The organism is Pseudomonas sp. B21-047 (assembly GCF_024748775.1).
Taxonomy (GTDB): Bacteria; Pseudomonadota; Gammaproteobacteria; order Pseudomonadales; family Pseudomonadaceae; genus Aquipseudomonas; species Aquipseudomonas capeferrum.
Map to the genome: position 1 here is coordinate 253,025 of NZ_CP087169.1, position 23,765 is coordinate 276,789.

General features: G+C 63.0%; 22 protein-coding genes. 9 read left to right on the forward strand and 13 right to left on the reverse strand.

The annotated features are described in order from the left end of the window. Window positions 1–11: 11 nt before the first annotated feature. On the reverse strand, window positions 12–806 hold the full coding sequence (locus tag LOY26_RS01080) for a phosphatase PAP2 family protein (protein ID WP_186665189.1): 795 nt from the start codon (window positions 804–806) through the stop codon (window positions 12–14). 119 nt (window positions 807–925) lie between these two features. On the opposite strand from LOY26_RS01080, the gene hslO reads away from it, so the two are divergent. From hslO to LOY26_RS01095, 3 genes are all read left to right on the forward strand, one after another. Beyond that, complete coding sequence (gene hslO, locus LOY26_RS01085; protein WP_258714303.1) at window positions 926–1,825, forward strand: Hsp33 family molecular chaperone HslO; 900 nt, start codon at window positions 926–928, stop codon at window positions 1,823–1,825. A 179-nt stretch (window positions 1,826–2,004) separates the two neighbouring features. Then, window positions 2,005–3,546, forward strand: coding sequence for a phosphoenolpyruvate carboxykinase (locus LOY26_RS01090; RefSeq protein ID WP_186661453.1), 1,542 nt, complete (start codon window positions 2,005–2,007; stop codon window positions 3,544–3,546). 178 nt (window positions 3,547–3,724) lie between these two features. Beyond that, a complete protein-coding gene (locus LOY26_RS01095) occupies window positions 3,725–4,165 on the forward strand; it encodes a thioesterase family protein (RefSeq protein ID WP_033703228.1) in 441 nt (146 codons plus the stop codon). Window positions 4,166–4,220: 55 nt separating this feature from the next. Here LOY26_RS01095 and LOY26_RS01100 read toward each other — a convergent pair whose 3' ends face one another. The 3 genes from LOY26_RS01100 to fdhD form a co-directional block, all read right to left on the reverse strand. Further along, window positions 4,221–4,700, reverse strand: a complete 480-nt coding sequence (locus LOY26_RS01100) for a glycine zipper domain-containing protein (RefSeq protein ID WP_033703227.1) — start codon at window positions 4,698–4,700, stop codon at window positions 4,221–4,223. Between the two features lie 216 nt (window positions 4,701–4,916). Then, complete coding sequence (locus LOY26_RS01105; RefSeq protein WP_258714304.1) at window positions 4,917–7,262, reverse strand: FdhF/YdeP family oxidoreductase; 2,346 nt, start codon at window positions 7,260–7,262, stop codon at window positions 4,917–4,919. A 5-nt stretch (window positions 7,263–7,267) separates the two neighbouring features. Further along, a complete protein-coding gene (fdhD, locus tag LOY26_RS01110) occupies window positions 7,268–8,098 on the reverse strand; it encodes a formate dehydrogenase accessory sulfurtransferase FdhD (protein ID WP_258714305.1) in 831 nt (276 codons plus the stop codon). 175 nt (window positions 8,099–8,273) lie between these two features. Here fdhD and lysM point away from each other — a divergent pair, with 175 nt between their 5' ends. Further along, on the forward strand, window positions 8,274–8,714 hold the full coding sequence (gene lysM, locus LOY26_RS01115) for a peptidoglycan-binding protein LysM (protein WP_258714306.1): 441 nt from the start codon (window positions 8,274–8,276) through the stop codon (window positions 8,712–8,714). A 107-nt stretch (window positions 8,715–8,821) separates the two neighbouring features. On the opposite strand, the gene yrfG is transcribed toward lysM, so the two are convergent. Then, window positions 8,822–9,484 (reverse strand): GMP/IMP nucleotidase, encoded by a 663-nt coding sequence (yrfG, locus tag LOY26_RS01120; RefSeq protein WP_047582917.1) that lies wholly within the window; start codon window positions 9,482–9,484, stop codon window positions 8,822–8,824. 64 nt (window positions 9,485–9,548) lie between these two features. Here yrfG and nudE point away from each other — a divergent pair, with 64 nt between their 5' ends. Next, a complete protein-coding gene (gene nudE, locus LOY26_RS01125; RefSeq protein WP_033703221.1) occupies window positions 9,549–10,115 on the forward strand; it encodes an ADP compounds hydrolase NudE in 567 nt (188 codons plus the stop codon). Beyond that, window positions 10,112–10,948, forward strand: coding sequence for a 3'(2'),5'-bisphosphate nucleotidase CysQ (cysQ, locus tag LOY26_RS01130; protein ID WP_186661461.1), 837 nt, complete (start codon window positions 10,112–10,114; stop codon window positions 10,946–10,948). The genes nudE and cysQ overlap by 4 nt, the downstream gene beginning before the upstream one ends. A gap of 15 nt (window positions 10,949–10,963) precedes the next feature. On the opposite strand, the gene LOY26_RS01135 is transcribed toward cysQ, so the two are convergent. From LOY26_RS01135 to rfbB, 7 genes are read right to left on the reverse strand one after another with little or no spacing between them, the layout of a single operon-like run. Beyond that, window positions 10,964–11,419: a YiiD C-terminal domain-containing protein gene (locus LOY26_RS01135; RefSeq protein WP_033703219.1), complete on the reverse strand. Its 456-nt coding sequence runs from the start codon at window positions 11,417–11,419 to the stop codon at window positions 10,964–10,966. Then, window positions 11,416–12,825, reverse strand: a complete 1,410-nt coding sequence (locus tag LOY26_RS01140; RefSeq protein WP_186661465.1) for a sigma-54 dependent transcriptional regulator — start codon at window positions 12,823–12,825, stop codon at window positions 11,416–11,418. The genes LOY26_RS01135 and LOY26_RS01140 overlap by 4 nt, the downstream gene beginning before the upstream one ends. After that, window positions 12,822–14,636, reverse strand: a complete 1,815-nt coding sequence (locus tag LOY26_RS01145) for an ATP-binding protein (protein WP_186661468.1) — start codon at window positions 14,634–14,636, stop codon at window positions 12,822–12,824. Before LOY26_RS01145 ends, LOY26_RS01140 begins: the two co-directional genes overlap by 4 nt. A 38-nt stretch (window positions 14,637–14,674) precedes the next feature. Next, window positions 14,675–15,535: a dTDP-4-dehydrorhamnose reductase gene (gene rfbD / locus LOY26_RS01150; protein WP_186661470.1), complete on the reverse strand. Its 861-nt coding sequence runs from the start codon at window positions 15,533–15,535 to the stop codon at window positions 14,675–14,677. After that, complete coding sequence (gene rfbC, locus LOY26_RS01155; RefSeq protein ID WP_033703214.1) at window positions 15,532–16,077, reverse strand: dTDP-4-dehydrorhamnose 3,5-epimerase; 546 nt, start codon at window positions 16,075–16,077, stop codon at window positions 15,532–15,534. The genes rfbD and rfbC overlap by 4 nt, the downstream gene beginning before the upstream one ends. Next, window positions 16,074–16,949 carry a glucose-1-phosphate thymidylyltransferase RfbA gene (rfbA, locus tag LOY26_RS01160; protein ID WP_033703213.1) on the reverse strand — a complete coding sequence of 292 codons (876 nt, stop codon included), beginning with the start codon at window positions 16,947–16,949 and terminating at the stop codon, window positions 16,074–16,076. Before rfbA ends, rfbC begins: the two co-directional genes overlap by 4 nt. Further along, entirely contained in the window at window positions 16,946–18,028 is a 1,083-nt protein-coding gene (gene rfbB, locus LOY26_RS01165; RefSeq protein ID WP_258714307.1) for a dTDP-glucose 4,6-dehydratase, read from the reverse strand. Before rfbB ends, rfbA begins: the two co-directional genes overlap by 4 nt. 305 nt (window positions 18,029–18,333) lie before the next feature. Between rfbB and aguA the strand changes: the two genes are divergently transcribed. Both aguA and LOY26_RS01175 read left to right on the forward strand, forming a co-directional pair. After that, window positions 18,334–19,440, forward strand: a complete 1,107-nt coding sequence (gene aguA, locus LOY26_RS01170; protein ID WP_033703211.1) for an agmatine deiminase — start codon at window positions 18,334–18,336, stop codon at window positions 19,438–19,440. Between the two features lie 183 nt (window positions 19,441–19,623). After that, on the forward strand, window positions 19,624–19,821 hold the full coding sequence (locus LOY26_RS01175; RefSeq protein WP_238338693.1) for a hypothetical protein: 198 nt from the start codon (window positions 19,624–19,626) through the stop codon (window positions 19,819–19,821). 51 nt (window positions 19,822–19,872) lie between these two features. Here LOY26_RS01175 and LOY26_RS01180 read toward each other — a convergent pair whose 3' ends face one another. After that, on the reverse strand, window positions 19,873–21,960 hold the full coding sequence (locus tag LOY26_RS01180) for a TonB-dependent siderophore receptor (protein WP_033703210.1): 2,088 nt from the start codon (window positions 21,958–21,960) through the stop codon (window positions 19,873–19,875). A gap of 471 nt (window positions 21,961–22,431) precedes the next feature. Between LOY26_RS01180 and LOY26_RS01185 the strand changes: the two genes are divergently transcribed. Next, a complete protein-coding gene (locus tag LOY26_RS01185) occupies window positions 22,432–23,751 on the forward strand; it encodes an OprD family porin (RefSeq protein WP_033703209.1) in 1,320 nt (439 codons plus the stop codon). Window positions 23,752–23,765: the final 14 nt, after the last annotated feature.

Consider the following 23,765-nt stretch of genomic DNA (forward strand, 5'->3'; position numbering starts at 1 on the left):
GGCCCCAAGCATCAGCGAACCACAGCCAACCGCCCGACCAACGGCAGCTTGGCTGCCAACCGGAACAGCGGCGCCGTCCAGCGCATCAATGCCGCACTGCCCTTGGCCGCCAACGGTGTATGGCAGCTCCACCCCAATGCCAGTATCGCCATCAGCAACCCGCCGATGTAGTCATCCTGGCCCCAATGGGCGCCTGCCACCAAACGCGGCAGCATGAACACCACCGCCAGCCCCCAGACCACCAGGTAGTGCACCAGGCGCCGGCTGAACAGGCTCATGAACAACGCCCAGATCAGCAACACCGAGGCGTGATCACCCGGGAAGCTCTTGCTGGAGCGGTCCTTGAGTTCCCAGGCAGCCTCCAGGTTCGGGTAGTAGTCACTGAGGTGCACGACGTCATCGAAGATCATCGACGGGCTCTTGTGTTGCCATCCAGCGGCATCGACCCACTTGGAAAACAGCGCGCGAATCACCACTAATAGGACCAGGGTGACCAAAAAACCGAAAAAGGCCTCACGCACCTGGCAGGCTTTGAACACCCAGTTGCCACGGATCAGCACTGCCAGCAGGATCAACCCGACCACGATGTCGAACGGGCGCAGGCTGCCAAGGGTCCAGATGTAGCGCCAGGCGGTGTTGTCGGCCAGCGGCGCATTGAGGCTGTGAAACAGCCATTCGTCGAAAGTCAGGCACAGGATCTGGCCAATAGGCCATAACCAGAAACACAGTAGAGCGATGGGCAGCAGCGTGCAGGCTGCCAAGGGTCCCAAGGACCACCTTGCTTGGAACAGTGGTCGATTGTCCATAAGATACCTCTATTGCCAACAGGAATCGGAGCGCCTTGTGAGCGCTCTGTCACGGGCTTCGCAAGTGTTTCGAAATCCCGTGTAACCATTTTGTCATCATTTTTAGATAGCCAGAACCTATGAGCGAATTGCCGGATACCGATTTCACCCAACGCTTCATCTTCGACGACCGCGATATCCGCGGTGAGTGGGTGGGGCTCGACCGCAGCTATGCCGAAGTGCTGGCGCGTCACCCGTACCCCCAACCTGTGGCCGCGCTGCTCGGTGAGCTGATGGCTGCCACCGCATTGCTGGTGGGCGCGCTGAAGTTCGATGGCCTGCTGATCCTGCAGGCACGTTCCCAGGGGCCGATCCCGCTGCTGATGGTGGAATGCTCCGGTGATCGCGAGATTCGCGGCGTTGCCCGTTACGAGGCGGACCAGATCGGCGCAGAGGCGACCCTGGCCCAGCTGATGCCCGACGGCCACCTGACCCTGACCATCGACCCGGTCAAAGGCCAGCGTTACCAAGGTACCGTCGACCTGGACGGCGCCAACCTGTCGGAATGCTTCACCAACTACTTCGTTCAGTCGCAGCAGCTCAATACCCGTTTCTGGCTCGATGCCAAGGACGGCAAGGCGCGCGGCCTGCTGTTGCAACAGTTGCCGGTAGACCGCCAGCGCGACGAAGAAGAGCGCGCCGAGAGCTGGCAGCATGTAACGGCCCTCGCCAGCACGCTCAAAGCCGAAGAGTGGGTGCTGGACAACGAAACCCTGCTACACCGCCTCTACCATGAAGACGCCGTGCGCCTGTTCGATATCGAGCCGCTGCGCTTCCACTGCAGTTGCTCGCGCGAGCGCTCCGGCAATGCACTGGTAAGCCTCGGCCAGCACGACGCCGAGCAGTTGGTCGAAGAGTGCGGTGGCACGGTGGAAATCGATTGCCAGTTCTGCAACGAGCGCTATTTCTTCGATGCAAGCGATGTCGCGCAACTGTTTGCCGGTGGCGGGACAGACACGGCGTCAGAAACTCGGCACTGAAACGATTAACTACAGGGAATTCTGCTGTCGAATTGCGCAAAAGCGCAGTAACGACAGGAGGGGCCTACTTTTTTTGGGCGTTTCTGGCATAATCCGGCCACTTTTTTCGCTGTAGTAGTTTTTTACAGACAACTACAAAACGTTTGGAGCACTCGGCCTCGGGCCGGATGGGGTATCTCATGACGCAAGCCAACAACACCGTGTACACCGACCTGAGCGTCGATAAGCTGGTAGAAGAAGCGCTGCAACGCGGTGAGGGCGTGCTGGCCGATACTGGCGCACTGGTGGTCGAGACCGGTCACCGCACTGGCCGTTCGCCGGCTGACCGTTTCATCGTCGAAGAACCTTCCACCCAGGCTGCCATCTCCTGGGGCCCGATCAACCGCAAGTTCCCGGCCGACAAGTTCGATGCCCTGTGGGACCGCGTCGAGGCGTTCAACAACGCCCAGGATCACTTCGTTTCCTACGTTCACGTAGGTGCGGCCGCCGAGCACTACCTGCCGGTGAAGATGACCACCCAGACTGCCTGGCAGAACCTGTTCGGCCGTTGCCTGTTCATCAACCCTGAGCAGTTCAACCCGGCTGGTCGTGACCAGTGGCAGATCCTCAACGTTGCCAACTTCGTTTGCGAGCCTGAGCGTGACGGCACCAACTCCGACGGCTGCGTGATCATCAACTTCGCCCAGAAGAAGGTGCTGATCGCTGGCATGCGTTACGCCGGTGAAATGAAGAAAGCCATGTTCTCGGTGCAGAACTTCCTGCTGCCGGCTGCCGACGTGCTGCCAATGCACTGCGCTGCCAACATCGGCGAAGAAGGCGATGTGACCCTGTTCTTCGGCCTGTCCGGCACTGGCAAGACCACCCTGTCGGCCGACGAAAGCCGTTACCTGATCGGTGACGACGAGCACGGTTGGGGCGAAGGCGTTGTCTTCAACATGGAAGGCGGTTGCTACGCCAAGTGCATCGACTTGTCCGAGAAGAACGAGCCGGTCATCTGGAAAGCCATCAAGCATGGTGCTGTGCTGGAAAACGTCGTGCTCGACGCCAACAAGCACGCCGACTACACCGACGTCAGCCTGACCCAGAACAGCCGTGCGGCCTACCCGCTGGAGCACGTTGCCAAGCGTTCCGAAGCGAACCTGGGCGGCGAGCCTAACGCGGTCATCTTCCTGACCTGCGACCTGACCGGCGTTCTGCCTCCGGTTTCGATCCTGAACAACGAACAGGCTGCCTACCACTTCCTGTCCGGTTACACCGCGCTGGTCGGTTCCACCGAAATGGGTTCGGGCGGCGGCATCAAGTCGACCTTCTCCACCTGCTTCGGCGCGCCGTTCTTCCCGCGCCCGGCTGGCGAGTACGCTGAGCTGCTGATCAAGCGCATCAACGGCTTCAACTCCAAGGTCTACCTGGTCAACACCGGCTGGACCGGTGGTGGCTACGGCGTTGGCAAGCGCTTCAGCATCCCGACCACCCGCGCCGTGATCGCTGCGATCCAGAGCGGCGCGCTGGTAGGTGCCGACACCGAGCACCTGGACATCATCAACCTGGACGTGCCAAAAGCCGTTCCGGGCGTTGATACCGAGCTGCTCAACCCGCGCACCAACTGGGCTGACAAAGCTGCCTACGACGAGGCCGCCAAAGGCCTGGCCAAGCTGTTCATCGAAAACTTCAAGAAGTTCGAAGTTTCCGACGCCATCAAGGCTGCTGGCCCACAGCTGTAAGCTGTCGTTAGCTGTAAAGAAAAGCCGCCTGAGATGGCGGCTTTTTTGTGCCTGAAGCTTTTGCACGATGACTAATGGCCTTTTCGCGGGCTGCCCGCAAAAAGGACGTAAAGACATCCTCCAGTCTGGATTTTCTGTTTCACTGTTAGCATCCATTGCGACCTCGCGAGACAGACAGATGACCGAAGCCCCACAGCGCAGTGCATTCGCCCACTTCCATCCCATCCTCACCCGCCCCCAGGACAACGACCTGAACGGCCACATCGCCGGTGCCACCGTGCATGGCTTTTTCGAAACCGCCATCCAGGCCTTCCTCGTCGAGCAAGCTGAGCTGGACCTGCGTGAAGGTGCGCTGGCGGCGTTCGTGGTCAGTTCGGCTGCGGACTTTTTCGCGCTGCCGGGTTTTCCGGATGTGCTTGAGGTGGGCCTGGGGGTGACGCGGTTGGCCGGCAGTACCGTGGAATACCGGTTGGCGCTGTATCGCCCTGGCGAAAGGGATGCGTGTGCGGCGGGGACGGTGGTGCAGGTGTTCATCGAGCGCTCAAGCGGCCGGCCTGTGCCGCTGCCTGAGGCGCTGCAGGCCATTCTCAGCGGCCTTCAGCTCGCCCCGCAGGCATAAAAAAGCCCCGCCGGGCGGGGCGGGGCTTTTGCTGCCAGGGCCAAGCCCTCAGGCATCAGTGGCGCCAGTGGCGCTTGTGCTTGCGGTGGCCGTAATGGTTGCCACGGTCATAGTGACGACGGTCGTCGTAGCTACGGCGGTAGCGGCGATCGTCATGGCGTTCGTCGTCGTCGGCCTTGTTGCCCATGTAGTTACCCAGCGCGCCACCGGCACCGCCGCCGGCTGCCGCACCAATATAGCTACCGGTGGTGCCGCCCACCGAGCGACCAACCACGTTGCCGCCTGCGGCGCCCAGCGCGCCACCGATGGCGGCCTCGCCACGCTGGCGTTTGTCGGCACCCAGGGCACCGCCGGCTGCGCCGCCCAGGCCGGCACCAATAGCGCCGCCCGTGCTACCACCGATGGAGTTGCCCACTACGGAGCCGAGTACCCCACCCAATGCGCCGCCAATGCCGGCCTCGGTATTGCCACCGGCCATGGCAACGCCGCTGAGCAAGCTGAAAGACAACAACAGAATCGAGGAGTACTTCTTCATCAAGAGAGCCTCATAAGGATGACGAGGCGAATTTGAGGCTATGGAGGGCGGCTGGCAATTGAAATCCGACGAGTAGCACGAGTTGTACACAATTCTCTAAGTTACTGTTTTCTAGGTGAAACTTTATTGTTTTTTGGCTGTCAGAGGTACTTATGACAAAGCCCTGAACCGTTACGGAACAGGGCTTTTTCGTTTTTGCCGTAAGCCTTTCGAGCGCTACAGAATACGCCCGTCGTCCCGCGCACGTTCCAGCTTGATGGCAATGAATTTGGACGTCGGCGTATGGCTGCCATCGCCAATGCTCTCCAACGGCACCAGCGGGTTCACCTCTGGATAATAGGCCGCCGCCTGCCCGGCCGGGATATCGAAGGCCAGCAAGGTGAAGCCGTGCACACGGCGCACATGCTCATCCCCCCACAACGAGACGATGTCGACCTTCTGCCCCGGCTGGAAGCCAAGGCGGATGATGTCGGCCTCGTTGACGAACAGCACCTCACGCTGGCCGCGCACGCCTCGGTAGCGGTCATCCAGGCCATAGATGGTGGTGTTGTACTGATCGTGCGAACGCATCGACTGCATGACCAGGTCGGGCAATTGGCCGCTGGCCCGCACGCGCTCATCAAGCAAGGTGTCCGGCAGCAAGTTGGCCTTGAAATTGGCGCGCCCGGTGCTGGTCTGCCATTCGCGGTTGGCGGCGCTGTTGCCCAGGTAGAAGCCACCCGGCTCGCGCAGGCGCTGGTTGAAGCCGCTGAAGCCGGCAATGGTGTCGCCGATCAGGTCGCGGATGCGGTCGTAGTCGGCAACCAGCCAGTGCCAGTCGACCGGCTGCTTGCCCAGGGTGGCGGCAGCGATACCGGCAACCACCGCAGGCTCCGAGCGCATCTGCGTCGTCAGCGGCTTCAACTGGCCGTTGGAGGCATGGACCATGCTGAACGAGTCTTCCACGGTCACCGCCTGTGGCCCGTCGGCCTGCAGGTCGATATCGGTACGGCCCAGGCACGGCAGGATCAATGCCTGCTTGCCGTGCACCAGGTGGCTGCGGTTGAGTTTGGTGCTGATGTGCACGGTCAGCTCGCAGTTGCGCAGCGCCTGCGCGGTACGCGCGGTGTCTGGCGTGGCCTGGGCGAAGTTGCCGCCCAAGCCGATGAACACCTTGGCACGGCCGTCGAGCATGGCGTGGATGGCTTCGACGGTGTTGTGGCCGTTGTGCCGCGGCACGGGGAAGTTGAAGCGCTTCTCGAGGGCGTCGAGCAGTGCCAGCGGCGGGCGCTCGTTGATACCCATGGTGCGGTCGCCCTGCACGTTGCTGTGGCCACGCACCGGGCACAGGCCGGCGCCTGGCGCGCCGATGTTGCCGCGCAGCATCTGCAGGTTGACGATTTCCTGGATGGTCGGCACCGAATGGCGATGCTGGGTGATACCCATCGCCCAGCACATGATCACCCGCTTGCCACGGCAAAACATGCGCGCGGCCAGCTCGATGTCGGCCAGGGCCAGGCCGGATTGCGTCTGGATATGCGCCCACGGCGTGGCATCGACCACTGCCAGGTAGTCATCGACGCCGTGACCATGCTCGGCGATGAAGGCATGGTCGAACACAGCAGGTTCGCCGTTGGCCTGGGCCTCACGTTCCCACTGCAGGACGAACTTGGCCATGCCGCGCAGCAGCGCCATATCGCCACCGAGGGCCGGGCGGAAGAACGCGGTGTTGGTCGGCCGGTCACTGTTGGTCAACATCTCCAGCGGGTTCTGCGGGTGCTGGAAACGCTCCAGGCCACGCTCTTTCAGCGGGTTTACGCACACCACCTGGGCGCCGCGTTTCACCGCATCGCGCAGCGGGTCGAGCATGCGTGGGTGGTTGGTGCCCGGGTTCTGGCCCCAGACAAAGATCGCATCGGCATGCTCGAAGTCGTCGTAGGTGACCGTGCCCTTGCCGACGCCGACGCTTTGCCCCAGGGCCACGCCGCTGGCTTCGTGGCACATGTTCGAGCAATCGGGGAAGTTGTTGGTGCCGTAGGCCCGCACGAACAGCTGGTAGAGGTAGGCGGCTTCGTTGCTGGCCCGCCCCGAGGTGTAGAACTCGGCCTGGTCAGGGGTGGCCAGGTTGTTCAGTTCGCGGGCGATCAGGGCAAAGGCGGCATCCCAACTGATGGGCTGGTAGCGGTCCTGTAGTGCGTCGTAGACCATCGGTTCGGTCAGGCGCCCCTGGTACTCCAGCCAGTAATCGCTCTGCTCGCGCAGCGCGCTGACGCTGTAGCGGGCGAAAAAGGCGGCGTCCACGCGGCGCTTGGTGGCTTCCCAGTTGACCGCCTTGGCGCCGTTCTCGCAGAACTTGACCATGCCGCTTTCGGGCGAATCGCCCCAGGCGCAGCCGGGGCAGTCGAAGCCGCCGTTCTGGTTGGTCTTGAGCAGCGCGCGGATGTTCTTCAGTGCGTTATCGCTGCCGACCCAAGCCTTGGCCACGCTGCGCAACGCGCCCCAGCCTCCGGCGGGGCCGTGGTAGGGCTTGTAGCGAGGGGGGGCGGCTGGGGCGTTGTCAGGGAGGGGCTGGTACGAGGTCACGGCTGTTACGACTCCGCCGCTGGGCTGTAGACCCGCGGTGCACTGTGTTTGGGCAAGTGAATGAGGTTGAGGTTGTGCTTGCGCGCCCATTGCAGGGCCAGGCCGGTGGGTGCCGAGAGGCTGACCAGGGTCTGGATGCCGGCACGCAGCACCTTCTGGATCAGCTCCAGGCTGCAGCGGCTGGTGACGATGGCCAGGCCGCCGGTGCTGTCGATGCCTTGGCGCAGCAGGGCTCCGATCAGTTTGTCGAGGGCGTTGTGCCGGCCGATGTCTTCGCGGCCGAGCAGCAGTTCGCCGTTACGGTCCATGAACAGTGCCGCATGCACCGCGCCGCAATGCTGGCCGAGCGGCTGGAAGGCGTCGATACGCCCACGCAGGCCTGCCAGCCAGTGCGCAGGCGGCAAGGGCGCGCCGGGCAGTTCGGCCAGCTCGGGCAGTGCCTGCTCGAGTGCTTCGACCCCGCACAGGCCGCAGCCGCTGGTGCCGGCCAGCTGGCGGCGCTGGTTCTTCAGGTTCCAGAAGGCACGGCTGGAGATTTCCAGGTCGGCGTACAGGGCCGAACCGCTGCCGGACAGCTTGAGGTCATAGATCTCGTGGGTGCCTTCGACAAGCCCGGCGCCGACGCTGAAGCCGACGGCAAAGTCTTCAAGGTCGGTAGGGCTGACCAGCATCACCGCTTGGTTGAGGCCGTTGTAGGCAATGGCCAAGGCCACTTCTTCGGCCAGGGGCGTACTGGCGAGCTCGGCGTCGCCGAGCTGGGCATAATCGTAGGTGTTGCTGGCGGCGGGCAAGGCCAAAGGCGATGAGGCCGCGCAGACCGGAGGTTTGCTGTTCATCGGGGCTGGCTACCGGCGGCGATTTGATAGCCCAAGCCTAGGCCTGTGGGACGGTCTCGTCTAATCGCTAGGGTCTATGCCTTGATAGACCGCGTCGATTGGTCGCGGCAGGGGCATATCGGGTAATCCTGGCCTAGACTCCTGGCTCCGAGGTTTTATCAACAAGGAGAACGCAATGAGCCTGTTCAGTTTCGTGAAGGAAGCCGGCGAGAAGTTGATCGACCTGCTGACCCCCGGTAATGCCAATGCCGAGGACCAGTTGAAAAAGCACGTGGAAAGCGTCGGCCTGGGAAATCCGAACATCACCGCCACTGTAGAGGGCGACACGATCATCCTCAAAGGCGAGGTTGCCAGCCAGGAGGAGAAAGAGAAGATCATTCTGGCGGCGGGCAACATCAACGGTGTGGCCAGCGTTGATGATCAGATCACCGTAACAGGGCCGGTCGTTCAGGCGGCGCGCTTCGTTACCGTGAAAAAGGGTGACACGCTGTCAGCCATTGCCGTAGTCGTGTATGGCAATGCCAACCAGTACAACAAGATCTTCGAGGCCAACAAGCCGATGCTGTCGCACCCGGACAAGATCTATCCGGGGCAGGTGTTGCGCATTCCGGACTGATAGATCGTGCTGGCTCTTTCGCGGGGCAAGCCCGCTCCCACAGGCACCCTGCAATGCTCAAGGGTTTTGCTTACCTGTGGGGGCGGGCTTGCCCCGCGAAGAGGCCCTCAAAGACCCGACAACAAATCCCGGTAATCCTCTACCGCGGCAAACTCCTGGGTATCGCGCGGCGCTGCCTGGCTGTCCGGTTGCCTCACTGCCAGCAAGTGGCCGACCCCAAACTGCCGTGCGCTGCGCAAAATGGCCAGGGTGTCGTCGATAAACAGGCTGCGCGCCGGGTCGAAGCCGATATCCGCCTGCAACGCATCCCAGAACTGTGGGCTTTCCTTGGGGTAGCCATAGTCATGCGAACTGATCAGCCGCTCGAAGTACGGCGCCAGTTCTACCCGCTCCAACTTCAGTGACAACGAATCGCGGTGGGCATTGGTGATCATCACCACGCGCTTGCCCGCCTGGCGGATGGCGGCCAGGAAGGTGTCGGCATCCGGGCGCAGGGCGATCAGGTCGGCGATCTCGCGCTTGAGCTCACGGATCGGCAGCTTCAGCTCACGGCTCCAGAAGTCCAGGCAGTACCAGTTGAGCGTGCCGGCATTGCGCTCGAACAGCGGCTGCAGCTCCATTTCTGCCATGGCCCGGCTGACGCCATGCAGCTCGGCATAGCGCTGGGGCAGGTGGTCCAGCCAGAATCGGTTGTCGTAGTGCAGGTCGAGCAGCGTGCCGTCCATGTCCAGCAGGACGGTATCGATGGCAGACCAGGGAAGAACAGACATGGGAAACTCTCGTTCAGTCGGCTAGCCACGGTATAGTAACCCGTTCACGCCCAGGAGCTGCCCCATGCGCCAGAAACCCACCGTCCTCAACCGCGAAATCGTCGCCAGCAGCCGCCTGTTCCGCGTCGAGGCCGTGCAATTGCGCTTCAGTAATGGTGCCGAGCGCACCTACGAGCGACTGGTCGGCCGGGGCAACGGTTACGGGGCGGTGATGATCGTGGCGATGCTCGACGCCGAACATGCTGTGCTGGTCGAGGAATACTGCGGCGGCACGGACGAATACGAGCTGTCGTTGCCCAAGGGCCTCATCGAACCGGGCGAGGACGTGCTGGCGGCGGCAGACCGGGAGCTCAAGGAAGAGGCCGGTTTTGGGGCGCGGCAACTGGAGCACCTGACCGAACTGTCGCTGTCGCCTGGCTACATGAGCCAGAAGATCCAGGTGGTGCTGGCGACCGACCTGTATGAAGAGCAGCTTGAAGGCGATGAGCCGGAGCCGATGCGGGTCGACAAGGTCAACCTGCGCGAGCTGTCGGCCCTGGCCATGCACCCGCAGTTCACCGAGGGCCGCGCCTTGGCGGCGCTGTACCTGGCGCGCGACCTGCTGAGCCAGCGGGGGCTGCTGGAGCTATGAACGACCTGCAACTGATGCACGAAGTGGTCAAGCTGGCCCAGGTGGCGGGCCAGGCGATTCTGCCGTTCTGGCGCGCCGATGTGGCGGTCAGCAACAAGGCCGACGATTCACCGGTCACTGCGGCAGACCTGGCGGCGCACCGGGTCATTGCCGATGGCTTGCTGGCGCTGGCGCCGCACATCCCGGTGCTGTCCGAGGAAGACTGCGACATCTCGCTGGCCGAGCGCCAGGGCTGGAGCCGCTGGTGGCTGGTCGACCCGCTGGACGGCACCAAGGAATTCATTGCAGGCAGTGAAGAGTTCACGGTCAACATCGCGCTGATCGAAAACGCTGAGGTGGTGTTTGGCGTGGTGTCGATGCCGACCAACGGGCGCTGTTACTTTGGCGGCCGCCAGTTGGGTGCCTGGCGTGCCGAGGCGGGTGAAGCTGCCGAGCCGATCCAGGTACGCAATGCACCGCCTGCCGATGGCCGTTTCACCGTAGTCGCCAGCCGTCGTCATTCCAGCCCGGAGCAAGAAGCGCTGCTGGCCGGGCTAGGGGCTGCGGTGGGGGACCTGGCACTGGCCAATATCGGCAGCTCGCTGAAGTTCTGCCTGCTGGCCGAAGGCAGCGCCGATTGCTACCCGCGCCTGGCGCCGACTTCGCAGTGGGACACTGCTGCGGCGCAGGGGGTGGTCGAAGGTGCCGGTGGCGAGGTCATCGAGCTGGACGGCCAGCCGTTCCGCTATCCGCCGCGTGAGTCACTGCTGAACCCGTTTTTCCTGGCCTTGCCCAGCGCTGCCAGCTGGCGCCAGGCCTTGATCGACCTGTCGCGCCGCGCCTACAACAACTAGGGTGCGTGCAGGCAATCAGCGGTGCAGAACGTACTGCCCGCTGAACTGCACGGCCGGTTCGTCGCTGCCGGCATTGCTGACGGTAGTCTCCAGCGTCAGCCGCGCCCGCCCACGGCGCTGGTACATCGTCACGAAGCGCGCCCAGCTCTTTTCATCCGGCGCCGCACAGCGGGCCACCGCCGTACCGGTGACCGGCAACGGGTAACTGATCTGCCCCTCCTGGATGACGATATGCCCGTCATCGATGCCCAACTCGCGCAAGCGCAGGTGCAGCCACCCCCAGCCCACCAGTACCGCAGCGCAGTACAAGCTGCCGCCGAACATGGTGCTCTTGTGGTTGACATTGGCCGCCAGCGGCAGCTGCAGGCGCAGGGTGTGCTGCTGCCAGTCGATGACCTCCAGGCCCATTTCCCGCGTGAGGGGGATGTCGCTGTGCAGTACGCCCTGCAGGTACTGGCTGTCGGTGCTCATGGACGGTTGTCCTCCTGGTCGTCGTGCCCGCCGCTGCCGCCGTCAAAACTGAGGCTGTGCTTGCGCAGCTTGTCATGCAAGGTCTTGCGTGGAATGCCCAGTGCCTCGGCCAGGCTACGCATGGAGCTGTGGGGTTGGGCAAGCTCGGCGGCAATCAGCGAGCGCTCGAACTGCTCGACCTGTTCGCTGAGGTTGCCGGCCACTACCACCGGCGCCGGCGTTGTCGCAGCCGGTGCCTGGCCGTCGAGAGCAAGCTCAAGGCCCAGGGCAAAGCGTTCTGCAGCGTTCTGCAGCTCCCGCACATTGCCAGGCCAGGCGTGGCGCAGCAGCATGGCGCGCTGGGCGGGCTGCAGGGTGTGCGGCGTCAAGCCGTGGCGCTGGCTGGCGGCATCGGCGAAGTGCTGGAACAACACCAGGATGTCGTCACCGCGCTCACGCAGCGGGGGTATGCGCAGCGGCGCCACGTTCAGGCGGTAATACAGGTCGGCGCGGAAGCGCCCCTGGTCGGCGGACTGGCGCAGGTCTTCCTTGGTGGCCGCAATGATGCGGATATCCAGCGGGATCAGCTGGTTGCCGCCCAGGCGCTCGACCACCCGCTCCTGCAACATGCGCAGCAGTTTGACCTGAACATCCAGGCTCATGCTTTCGATTTCATCGAGAAACAGCGTGCCGCCATTGGCGAATTCGAACTTGCCGATGCGCCGCTTCTGCGCACCGGTGAAGGCGCCAGGTTCGTGGCCGAACAACTCGCTCTCGACCACCGACTCGGCCAGTGCCCCGGCGTTGATCGCCACGAATGGCCCGTCACGGCGGCTGGACAGGTCGTGCAGGGCGCGGGCCACCACCTCTTTGCCGGCACCGGTCTCACCCAGTATCAGCACATCGGCGCGGGTACCGGCCAAGGCGCCGATCTGCTCGCGCAGGCGCAGCATCGACGGCGACTGGCCCACCAGGCGCGTGGCCAGTTGCTGGCGGTCGCTCAAGGCCAGGCGCAGGCTGCGGTTGTCCAGCACCAGGCGGCGCAGGGCCAGGGCGCGGCGCACGCTGTCGAGCAGGGCGTCGCTGGCAAACGGTTTTTCAAGGAAGTCATAGGCACCGGCGCGCATCGCCTGTACCGCCAACGGCACATCGCCGTGGCCGGTAATCAGCAGCACCGGCAGCTCGCTGTCGCGCCCGTGCAGTTGCTCCAGCAGTTGCAGGCCATCGATGCCAGGCATGCGGATGTCGCTGACCACCACACCGGGCCAGTCGGCTTCGATACGCTCGGCCAGGCCTTGGGCATCGGCCAGCGCCACCACCTTGAGCCCGGCAAGGTCCAAGGTCTGGCTCAGCGCTTGGCGCAGGTGGGGGTCGTCGTCGACCAGAATGACCTGGGCTTGGCTGTCGATCAGTGTCTCGGGGGTCATGCCGAGGGGTCCTCCGAATTGGGCAGGGTAGCGCCGGGTGCGGCCACGCGCAGTTGCAGGGTAAGCAAGGCGCCGCCTTCAGGGTGGTTGGCCAGTAGCAGTTCACCGCCCAGCGCGCGCATCAGGCTTTCGCAGATGGCCAGCCCCAGGCCCAGGCCCTGGGTGCGGGTCTTGGTGGTGAAGAACGGCTCCTTGGCATGCTCCAGCGCCTGGCGGCTGAAGCCAGGGCCGTTGTCGCGGATGAACAGGTAGACGTAGCCATCGCGCTGTTCGGCACTCAGCCACAGACGGCGCGGGTTGGCCTTTTCGGTCAGGGCGTCGAGGGCGTTGGCCAGCAAGTTGCCCAGTACCTGGCGCAGGCGGGTTTCGCCGGCCTGTACCCACAACGTGGCCTCTGGCAGGTCGCGGATCAGCTCGACGGCCATCGCGCGGCGGCGCTTGGCCAGCAAGGCCAGGGCATCGTCCAGTGCCGGCTGCAGGGCCACGCTCTCCGGGGCGTGGCGGTCGCGGCGGGCGAAGGCGCGCAGGTGGGCGATGATAGAGGCCATGCGCCCGGTCAGTTCACCGATCAGCTTGAGGTTGCCGCGGGCGTCGTCGGTGCGTTGATGGTCAAGCAAGATCTCGGCGTTCTCGGCGTAACTGCGAATGGCCGCCAGCGGCTGGTTGAGCTCGTGGCTGATACTCGCCGACATGGTGCCCAGCACCGACAGCTTGCCGGCCTGGACCAGTTCGTCCTGGGCCCGCACGGCTTCCTGCTGGGCATTTTCACGTTCCAGCACGGCACTTTTGAGGCGGGTATTGAGGCCTTCGAGGTCGGCGGTACGTTCGGCCACGCGCTTTTCCAGCTCTTGGCGGCCACGGGCCTCGAAGTCGATACGGTCGATGTAGTGGCGCCGCCGCTGCATCACCAGGCCGGCCAGCAGCATCATCACCAGCAGCGTGCCGGCGCCGATGGCCATCACCGTCTGCACCGAGCGGTCGACCAGCATGCGTGGCGCGAGGATGCTGACTTGCCAGCCGGTTTCCTTGATGTCGCGGGTCTGGGTGATCCACGCATTCTGGCTGAGCAGCAGCGGCTGCGGGGCCTGGGTTGGGTACGGCTGGATGGCGATGATCGCCTGGCGCTCGGCCTCGGTCAGCGCGCGGGTGGCACGGAAGCGCCAGTCGGGCCGTGAGGTCAGGATCACCACGCCGTTATGGTCGGTCAGCAAGAGTTGCTCTGGGGTGCGGCCCCAGAGGGTTTCGGTGTGGTCCAGGTCGACCTTGACCACCAGCACGCCAACGATGCGCTCGCGGTCCCGCACCGCTGCGGCGAAGAAGTAGCCACGCTTGGCCGAGGTGGTGCCCTGGCCGAAGAAGCGCCCCAGGTGGCCGGCCATGGCCTCGTTGAAGTAAGGGCGGAAGGCGAAGTTACGGCCGACGAAACTGTCGTGCTTGTCCCAGTTGGAGGCGGCCAGGGTGTTGCCGCTGACGTCCATCAGGTACATGACCTCGGCACCGGTCTGCTGGACGATGTTCTTGAGCAGGCGGTTGGCGTTGGTCACCGCTTCCAGGCGGAACGGGTCAGCCAGCACGCCGCGCAGGGCCGGCAGGTCGCCGAGGATCTGCGGCAGGGTTTCGTAGCGGTGCAGGGTGCCGAGCAGGTTGGCGACGTACAGGTCGAGGGTCTGGCGGTTCTGTGAGGCCAGTTCTTCCTGGTAGTAGCGCTCGGCCAGGTGATGCAGCGGCCACAGCAGCGGGGCCAGGCACAGGGCCAGCAGGGCCAGGCTGCGCCAGCGGGGACGGCGTGGGGGCGTGGGTTTTGCAATCATCACGTAAGTGCGCCAGAAAAGTCTGACGCAATTATGCGCTACTTGAGGCAGTCGATCAGCGCCTGCTGCCAGTGTGGCAGGCGGATGTGCCATTCGTGGGCCAGGCGTGAGCAGTCCAGGCGTGAGTTGAGCGGCCTGCGGGCCGGCGTGGGGTAGTCGCTGGACGGGATTGGCAGCAGTTCGGCGCAGGGCAGGCCTTGGGCCTTGAGTTGCTCGGCGATGGCCTGGGCGAAGCCGAACCAGGACGTCTCGCCTTGCGCGGTGAGGTGGTAGGTGCCCCAGGCGCCCGCCTGCCCGGCCTGCCAACGTTCGACCAATACACGGGTGCTGGCGGCAATGCTGCCGGCCCAGGTCGGTGCGCCGATCTGATCGTCGACAATGCGCAGTTGAGGCTTCTCTTGCAGCAGGCGCTGCAGGGTCAGCAGAAAGTTGCGCCCGTACAGCGAATAAACCCAGCTGGTGCGCAGGATCAAGTGCTGGCCGGCCACTGCGGCAATCGCCTGCTCGCCTGCAAGTTTGCTTTGGCCGTAGACTCCCAGGGGGTTGGGGGCGTCTTGTTCGGTATAGGGCGTGGCCTTGCTGCCGTCGAAAACGTAGTCGGTGGAGTAGTGGATAAGCGGCGCGCCGAGCCGTGCCGCTTCTTCGGCAAGTACGCCAGGGCCGTGGGCATTGATCGCAAAGGCGCGCTCTGGCTCGTGCTCGGCCTGGTCGACCGCCGTGTAGGCACCCGCATTGATGATCAGGTCGGGGGCCAGCTGGCGCAGCGGGCCACGCAGGGCCTCGGGCTGGGCCAGGTCCAGTTGCTCGCGCCCGAGCACGTGAAGCTCGCCAAGGCCGACCAGCTGCGCCTGCAGCGCCTGGGCTACCTGGCCGTTACGGCCACATACGACAATCTTCATGGCAGCAGTTGCGCCTCACTCAGCGGTACGCCGACCTTGTCCTTTTCCGACAGCACCGGCGGCCCTTCGAGTTGCCAGTCGATGGCCAGCTGCGCGTCGTCCCAGCGGATGCAACGGTCGGCGCCTGGGTTGTAGTAGTCGGTGGTCTTGTAGAGGAACTCGGCCGTTTCGCTGACCACCGCAAAACCGTGGGCAAAGCCAGGTGGAATCCACAATTGGCGATGATTGTCGGCCGACAGGTGCACGGCAACCCACTGGCCGAAAGTTGGCGAGCTCTTGCGCACATCCACGGCAATATCGCGGATCTCGCCCTGTACCACGCGCACCAGTTTGCCTTGGGTGTTTTCCACCTGATAGTGCAGGCCGCGCAACACGCCCTTGAGGGAGCGGGAGTGGTTGTCCTGGACGAAGTCCACGGCAACGCCGGTCTGCTTGGCAAACTCACGGGCGTTGAAGGCTTCGAAGAAGAAGCCTCGGCTGTCACCGTATACCGTCGGTTCGATGATCAGTACATCAGGGATCTCGGTGGGGATGATGTTCATGCAGACTCGTTAGCCAGTTTGCCCAGGTACTGACCGTAACCGGTCTTCTTGAGTTTTTCAGCCTTGGCCAGCAACTGGTCACGGGTGATCCAGCCCTTGTTGAAGGCGATTTCTTCCAGGCAGGCCACCTTCAGCCCCTGGCGATTCTCGATGGTCTGCACATATTGCGAGGCATCCAGCAGGCTCTCGTGAGTCCCGGTATCGAGCCAGGCAAAGCCGCGGCCAAAGCGCTCCACGCGCAGGTCGCCGCGCTTGAGGTAGGCATTGGTGACATCGGTGATTTCAAGTTCGCCCCGCTCGGAGGGGCGGATGCCCTTGGCAATTTCGATCACGTCGTTGTCGTAGAAGTACAGGCCCGTCACCGCATAGCTGGACTTGGGCTTGAGGGGCTTCTCTTCGATGGACAGGGCATTGCCTTGCTCGTCGAACTCGACCACGCCGAAGCGCTCCGGGTCCTTGACCCAATAGCCGAATACCGTGGCGCCACTCGGGTGGTTGACCGCGCGCTGCAACTGTTCGGTGAAGCTCTGGCCGTGGAAGATGTTGTCGCCAAGAATGAGGCACACCGAGTCATCGCCGATGAACTGCTCGCCGATCAGAAATGCCTGGGCCAGGCCATCGGGCGAGGGCTGCTCGGCATAGTTGATGTGGATGCCGAACTGGCTGCCGTCGCCGAACAGCTGGCGATACTGGGGCAGGTCCTGGGGTGTCGAGATCAGCAGGATTTCGCGGATATCGGCGAGCATCAGCACCGAAATCGGGTAGTAGATCATCGGTTTGTCGTAAATCGGCAGCAGTTGCTTGGAAACCCCAAGGGTGATGGGGTGCAGGCGTGTGCCGGATCCTCCGGCCAGGACGATGCCCTTGGTCATGCAATGAGCTCCTTGATGTCGGTATTGCCCAGGCGTTCACCCTGGTAGCTGCCATCCTGGACATGACGGCACCATTGCAGGTTGTCCAGGTACCACTGCACCGTCTTGCGCAGCCCGCTGGCGAAGGTTTCTTGCGGTACCCAGCCCAGTTCCCGTTCGATCTTGCTGGCATCGATGGCATAGCGCAGGTCGTGGCCGGGGCGGTCCTGGACGTAGCTGATCAGGTCTGCATAGCGGGCCACGCCTTGCGGGTGCTGCGGCGCCAGCTCTTCGAGCAGGGCGCAGATGGCGTGCACCACGTCGAGGTTCTTCTGCTCGTTGTGGCCACCGATATTGTACGTTTCGCCGACCTGTCCGTGGCTCACTACTTCAAGCAACGCCCGGGCGTGGTCTTCGACGAACAGCCAGTCACGTACTTGCTGGCCATTGCCATACACCGGCAGTGGCTTGCCGGCCAAGGCATTGAGGATCATCAGCGGGATCAGCTTTTCGGGGAAATGGTAAGGGCCGTAGTTGTTCGAGCAGTTGGTAATCAGCACCGGCAGCCCGTAGGTGCGGTGCCAGGCGCGCACCAGGTGGTCCGAGGCGGCCTTGCTCGCCGAATAGGGGGAGCTGGGCGCATACGGCATGGTCTCGTGGAACAGGTCGTTGGCGCCATGCAGGTCGCCATAGACTTCGTCGGTGGAGATATGGTGAAAACGGAACGCACGGCGCTGCTCGGCCGGCAGCTGGCTCCACCAGGCGCGGGTGGCTTCGAGCAGGGCGTAAGTGCCGACGATGTTGGTCTGGATGAACGCGGCCGGACCGTCGATCGACCGGTCCACATGGGACTCGGCTGCCAGGTGCATGATCGCCCCAGGCTGAAAGCGTTCGAGCACGGCGTTGACGGTTGCCGAGTCGGCGATATCGGCCTGGACGAATTCGTATCGGGTGTTGTTGGCGATGCTCTGCAGCGATTCGAGGTTGCCGGCGTAGGTCAGCTTGTCGAGGTTGAGCACTTCGTGTTCGGTGTTGTCGATCAGGTGGCGGACCAGCGCCGAGCCAATGAAGCCGGCGCCGCCTGTGACGAGTATGCGCATCTCAAATGGCCTCTGGAAAACCAAGTTCTATGGCATGCAGCCTAGCTCGTCGGCTAGGGTGGTGGCAGACAAATATCATGGGTTTGGCGGGAAGGCTTGGGGTTATTTCGATTGATATCGGTGTAATTGGTTTGATGGTTAAATTAGACAGGCTTTTTTGCTTTTAATACCGATATATATCGGTTATAAATTTGCGATAGCCGGGGGCGCTTTGCGCCCCATCGCGACGCAAGGCCGCTCCTACACACACACACACTACCAACGCCCCAGTGCACATCGGCTCAGGGCCTACGCAGAGGTTAACCATGAAAACCCTCAACTCCACCCCCCGTGCCGACGGCTTCCATATGCCCGCTGAATGGGCGCCGCAGACCCAAGTCTGGATGGTCTGGCCGGAGCGTTCGGACAACTGGCGCCTGGGTGGCAAACCGGCGCAGGCTGCGCATGTGACGCTGGCCAAGGCCATCGCCCGCTTTGAGCCGGTGACCGTGGGGGTTTCCGCTGGCCAGTACGAAAACGCCCGTCGCCAACTCGACCTGCCGAACATCCGCGTGGTGGAAATCAGCAATGACGATGCCTGGGTGCGCGATACCGGCCCAACCTTCGTCATCAACGACCACGGCGAAGTGCGCGGTGTGGACTGGGGCTTCAATGCCTGGGGCGGTTTCGAGGGCGGCCTCTACGCGCCCTGGAACCGTGACGAGGAACTGGCCGCCAAGGTACTGGAAATGGAGCGCTGCCAGCGCTACCAGACCGAGGGCTTCGTGCTGGAAGGTGGCTCGATCCACGTGGACGGCGAAGGCACCGTGATCACCACCGAGGAATGCCTGCTCAACCGCAACCGCAACCCGCACCTGGGCCGCGAACAGATCGAGGCGGTGCTGCGCGAGCACCTGGCGGTCGACACCGTGGTCTGGCTGCCGGACGGCCTGTACAACGACGAAACCGACGGCCACGTCGACAACTTCTGCTGTTACGTGCGCCCAGGTGAGGTGTTACTGGCCTGGACCGATGATTCCAACGACCCCAACTACGCACGCTGCCACGCCGCGCTGGAGGTGCTGAAAAACACCCGCGATGCCAAAGGCCGTGAGTTCGTGGTGCACAAGATGCCGATTCCGGGCCCGCTGTATGCCACTGCCGAAGAATGTGACGGTGTCGACCAGGTGGCCGGTAGCCAGGAGCGCGACCCGTCGGTACGCCTGGCCGGCTCGTATGTGAACTTCCTGATCGTCAACGGTGGCATCATCGCGCCAAGTTTCGATGACCCTGCAGATGCCCAGGCCAGAGCGATCTTGGCCAAGATCTTCCCGGACCACGAAGTGGTGATGATCCCTGGCCGTGAGCTGCTGCTGGGCGGGGGCAATATCCATTGCCTGACCCAACAGCAACCCGCGCCGCTCAAGCGCTGAAGCCACGCTGAACGAAGAGGCCCGTCATCTGACGGGCTTTTTATTTCAGGCGACGTCCGGCGCCGCGAATGGCATATGTTTTGTATTGTTTTTCAACGAGATAGCTCGGCTTGGCCGGGCGCTTGGATCTGTAACAATATCTACGTAGATTAGCCGCTCACGGGCAAGGGAGTACGTGTGGAAATGAACGCAGCAAGTGAGTCGGCTTTGTGCCCATCGGCAGTGAATCATCAATCGCTCAAAGTTCTGGCGCAGTGGTTGAAGCACCATGGAAGCAAACAGGTCAGGACGACCGACCCACGACGTCTGCTTGCCGGGCGATACCCCCAAGGGCTGATCAGTGACGCGGAGATGCAAGCGCTGATGGCGGTGTGGCACTGACCGTATCGGGCTAGCCTGCACCGGCCCTGACACCGGTGCAGGCAGTAAACATCAGAAGCGGTAAGTGCTCGTCACCACCAGGCTGCGCGGGTCACCCGGTTGAATCTGCGCGGCGCTGGTCGCCGAGCTGTAGTAGGTCTTGTCGGCAATGTTGTTCAACGCCGCGCGCACATCCCAATCGTGCGTGCGGTAGCCGGCGAGCGCATCCCAGCGGCCATAACCCGGCATTACCGTGGTGTTCTGGTTGTCGGCATAACGGTCACCCACCAGCGTCAGCCCCGTCTCGGCGTACCAGCCCAGCTCCGGCTTCCAGGTCACGAACAGGCTGGCGTTGCGCTTGGCCACGTCGTTGATGCGGTTGCCTTCCTGGTTGTTGTTGTCCTTGACGATGGTGGCATCCTGCAAGCCGATGCCCCCGCGCACGTACCAGTTGCCGACGATGTTGCCGGTAGCGGTCAGCTCGATGCCGCGCGAGCGTTGCAAGCCGGTGAGCACAATGATTTCCGGGTTGTTGGCGTCACGCGTGCGGCGGTTGTACAGCTCCAGTTCATACACCGCGAGGGTGGTGGTCAGGCGCTGGTCGAGCCAGTCGCTCTTGACCCCGATTTCCTTCTGCCGGGTCATCTCTGGCCCGGTGTCGTTGGTGTTGCCCGGCGCGCCCGGGGTGATGCCGATCAGGCCACCGCCCACGGGCGAGAAGGTCTTGCTCCACGACGCATAGAACGAGTGATCACGCCACGGCGTATACACCACACCCAGGCGCGGGCTGGTGGTGTTGCTGTCCTGCGGCTCGGAAATGCCCTTGATCTTGTTGGTGGTTTCCACCTCGAACTGGTCGAAGCGCACGCCCGCGAGGATTTGCCATTGATCGTTCAGGCGGACTTGGTCCTGAAGGTACAGGCCACGGCTTTCGACAACGGTGTGGTTGTTGCTCGACACCAGCAGCGGCCCATTGTGCTGCAGGTTACGGTTGGGGTTGCCCACGTCCAGGCTCGGCACCGTACCCGTCGGGGCGGTGTACAGGGTCGGGTCACGCCGTTGGCTGCCGAACTCCAGGCCCACCAGCAGTTTGTGCTCCAGCCCCAGGGTGTTGAAGTCGCCCTCGGCTTCCAGGTTGTTGAACAGGTTGCGGGTGTTCAGGTCTTGCTGCCAGCGCTGGCGGGTGACGGTGTTGTTGCTGGCGTTGTAGCCCGTGGCGTAGGTGTTGTCGAACTCGCTGTCGAGCTTGAACAGGCCAAGGGTGTGGCGCAGTTGCCAGGCTTCGTTTAGCTGGTAGTTCAACCGCGAGCGCAGCGACTGGGCGCGGTCGTCGATGTAGTCGCGCTGGGTATCGCCATAGGTGGTGCTGCGGCTTACGTCTGCCGGGCGGCCGTTGACGCCAGGGATGCCGCGGTCGGGCGTGCGGTTGTAGCGGCTGTATTCGTATTGCACCAGCCAGTTCAGGTCCGGCGTCAGTTGCCAGCTCATCGAGGGCGCGAACAGTTGGCGGCTGCCATCGATGCCATCGCGGAAGCTGTTGCTGTCCTCGTTGCCCAGGTTCAGGCGCAGGCTGATGGTGTCGCTGGGGTCGGCACTCAGGTCGGCGTACAGGCTGCGCAGGTCTTGGCTGCCGCCTTGCGCCTCGATGCTCGAACGGCGGCCGTGCTCGGGCGCCTTGCTGACGCGGTTGACGATGCCACCCTGGCTGCCACGGCCGTACAGCACTGCGGCCGGCCCTTTGAGCACTTCGACACGCTCGATGTTGTTGAGGTCGCGAATGTACTGGCTGTCATCGCGAACACCGTCCAGATAGAAGTCGTTGCTGGCATCGAAGCCGCGGATGCGCACGCTGTCGAAACGGGTGTCGGCGCCGCTGCTGACGTTGGGGATACCCTCGAGTGCCTTGCCCAAGGTGTTGCTGCCGTAATCCAGCACGTTGGCGGTTTTCACCGTGTCGATGGCCTGGGGTACATAGCGCACCGGCGTCGAGGTGCGCGTCGCGGTACTCACCTCCTTGACCCGCGGGTTGTCCTGTTCACGCTCGCTTTCGGCGGTGACCGACAGTTCCGGCAGGGTAGTGGTGGCGGCGTTGGCGAGGCTGGCGCTGAACAGCAGCGACAGGCCCAGCGACAGGGGGGAAAGGCGGCAGGGTACAAGCATGGACACATCCGGACCGAGGCAGGTGAAAAGAAGGTGCGAATGGTAATGCTTGCTATTTACTGTTGCTTGGGTATTTGTAAAGGGTTGTCTTTACATATGTATCACTTTGTAACTAGGCACTTTGTATGATCCCCCGGCCCAAGATTGCTCCCACAACGTCAGGTGACTTACCTGACAAGAGAAAAATTGCCCACCGATAGCGCGAACAGGCATGGAAATGCACCAGACTTGCCGGTTATTTTGGTTATATCAACCTGCATTTCACGATTTTTTGACATTTGTAATCGCACACCGCTAGGATTCGGCCAACGCCTGCTGGCCATGACATGGCCATGCTGCTGTTGAAGGCCACCGTGCGCTTGCCGGCAAAGCCTTCCAGTTTGGATCCGCATAGCGTCGAACCTACGAAGGGGCGTTGGTTCCTGGCGTCATATTGCAGAGCGTTTTTGATTAAGAAATAAGGAAAATAACATGTTGAAAACCAGGATCAGCCTGGTCGCCTTGGCGATGATCGCCGCGACCCAGGCACAGGCCAATGAGCAGGCCGACAGCAAGGGCTTCATCGAAGACAGCCACGCCAATGTGCTGCTGCGCAACGCCTACATCAACCGTGACAAGAAGCACGGTACCGATGACCAGATCGAATGGGGCCAAGGCGTCATCGCCAACTTCTCCTCCGGTTTCACCCAGGGCACCGTCGGTGTCGGCGTCGACGCATTCGGCCTGTATGCCGTGCGTCTGGACGGCGGCAAGGGCCACAACGGTGGTGGCGGCGTCGACTTCTTCAAACCGCACGAAACCACCAATGCCGAGGGCAACGCCAGCTCGCCGCATAACCTTGCCCGTGGCGGCGCTGCCGTGAAATTCCGCATCTCCAACACCGTGCTGAAGTACGGTGACCAGATGCCGGCACTGCCTGTGCTGCAGTACGACGATGCACGTCTGCTGCCAGAAAGCTTCACCGGCACCCTGCTGACCTCGAAAGAGATCGAGGGCCTGGAGCTGAACGCCGGTCGCTTCACCCAGGAAGCGCGCAAGAGCGCCGAGCGTCGTGACGGTGGTGGCCTGAAGTCGATCAACGTCTTCGGCGGTAGCTACAAGTTCACCGACAACTTCACCGCTTCGCTGTACACCGCAGACAACGAAGACGTGATGAAGAAGCACTACCTGGGCTTGAACTACGTCTTCCCGATCGCCAGCGACCAGTCGCTGACCCTGGACTTCAACGGCTACAAGTCGGACATCGACAAGCAGTACGTCCAGGCCGCTGGCCTGAACGGCGACTCCAACACCATCTGGAGCCTGGCTGCCACTTACGCGTACGGTGCCCACTCGTTCACCCTCGCGCATCAGCGCAGCACCGGCAGCACCGGCTACAACTACGGCTTCTACCAGAACGCCGGTGGCGTGGGTGACGGTGGTTCGACCATCTACCTGGCCAACTCGTACTGGTCCGACTTCAACGCCGAAGACGAGCGCTCCTGGCAGCTGGGCTACGGCCTGGACTTCGGCGCCTATGGCGTTCCGGGCCTGACCTACAAGCTGGCCTACGTGGTGGGTGACAACATCAACACCCGCAACGTCGCCAACCCGCAAGGTTTCGGTGAAGGTAAAGAGCGCGAGATCTTCAACCAGATCCGTTACGTGGTTCAGGACGGCCCGGCCAAGGACCTGTCGATCAAGCTGCGTAGCTCGTTCGTGCGTACCAACAATGCGGTACAGCAGAACGGCTACAACGACGACGGCAACGAAGTCCGCGTATTCGTCGAGTACCCGATCAGCATCTTCTGATCTGATCCCGCTGG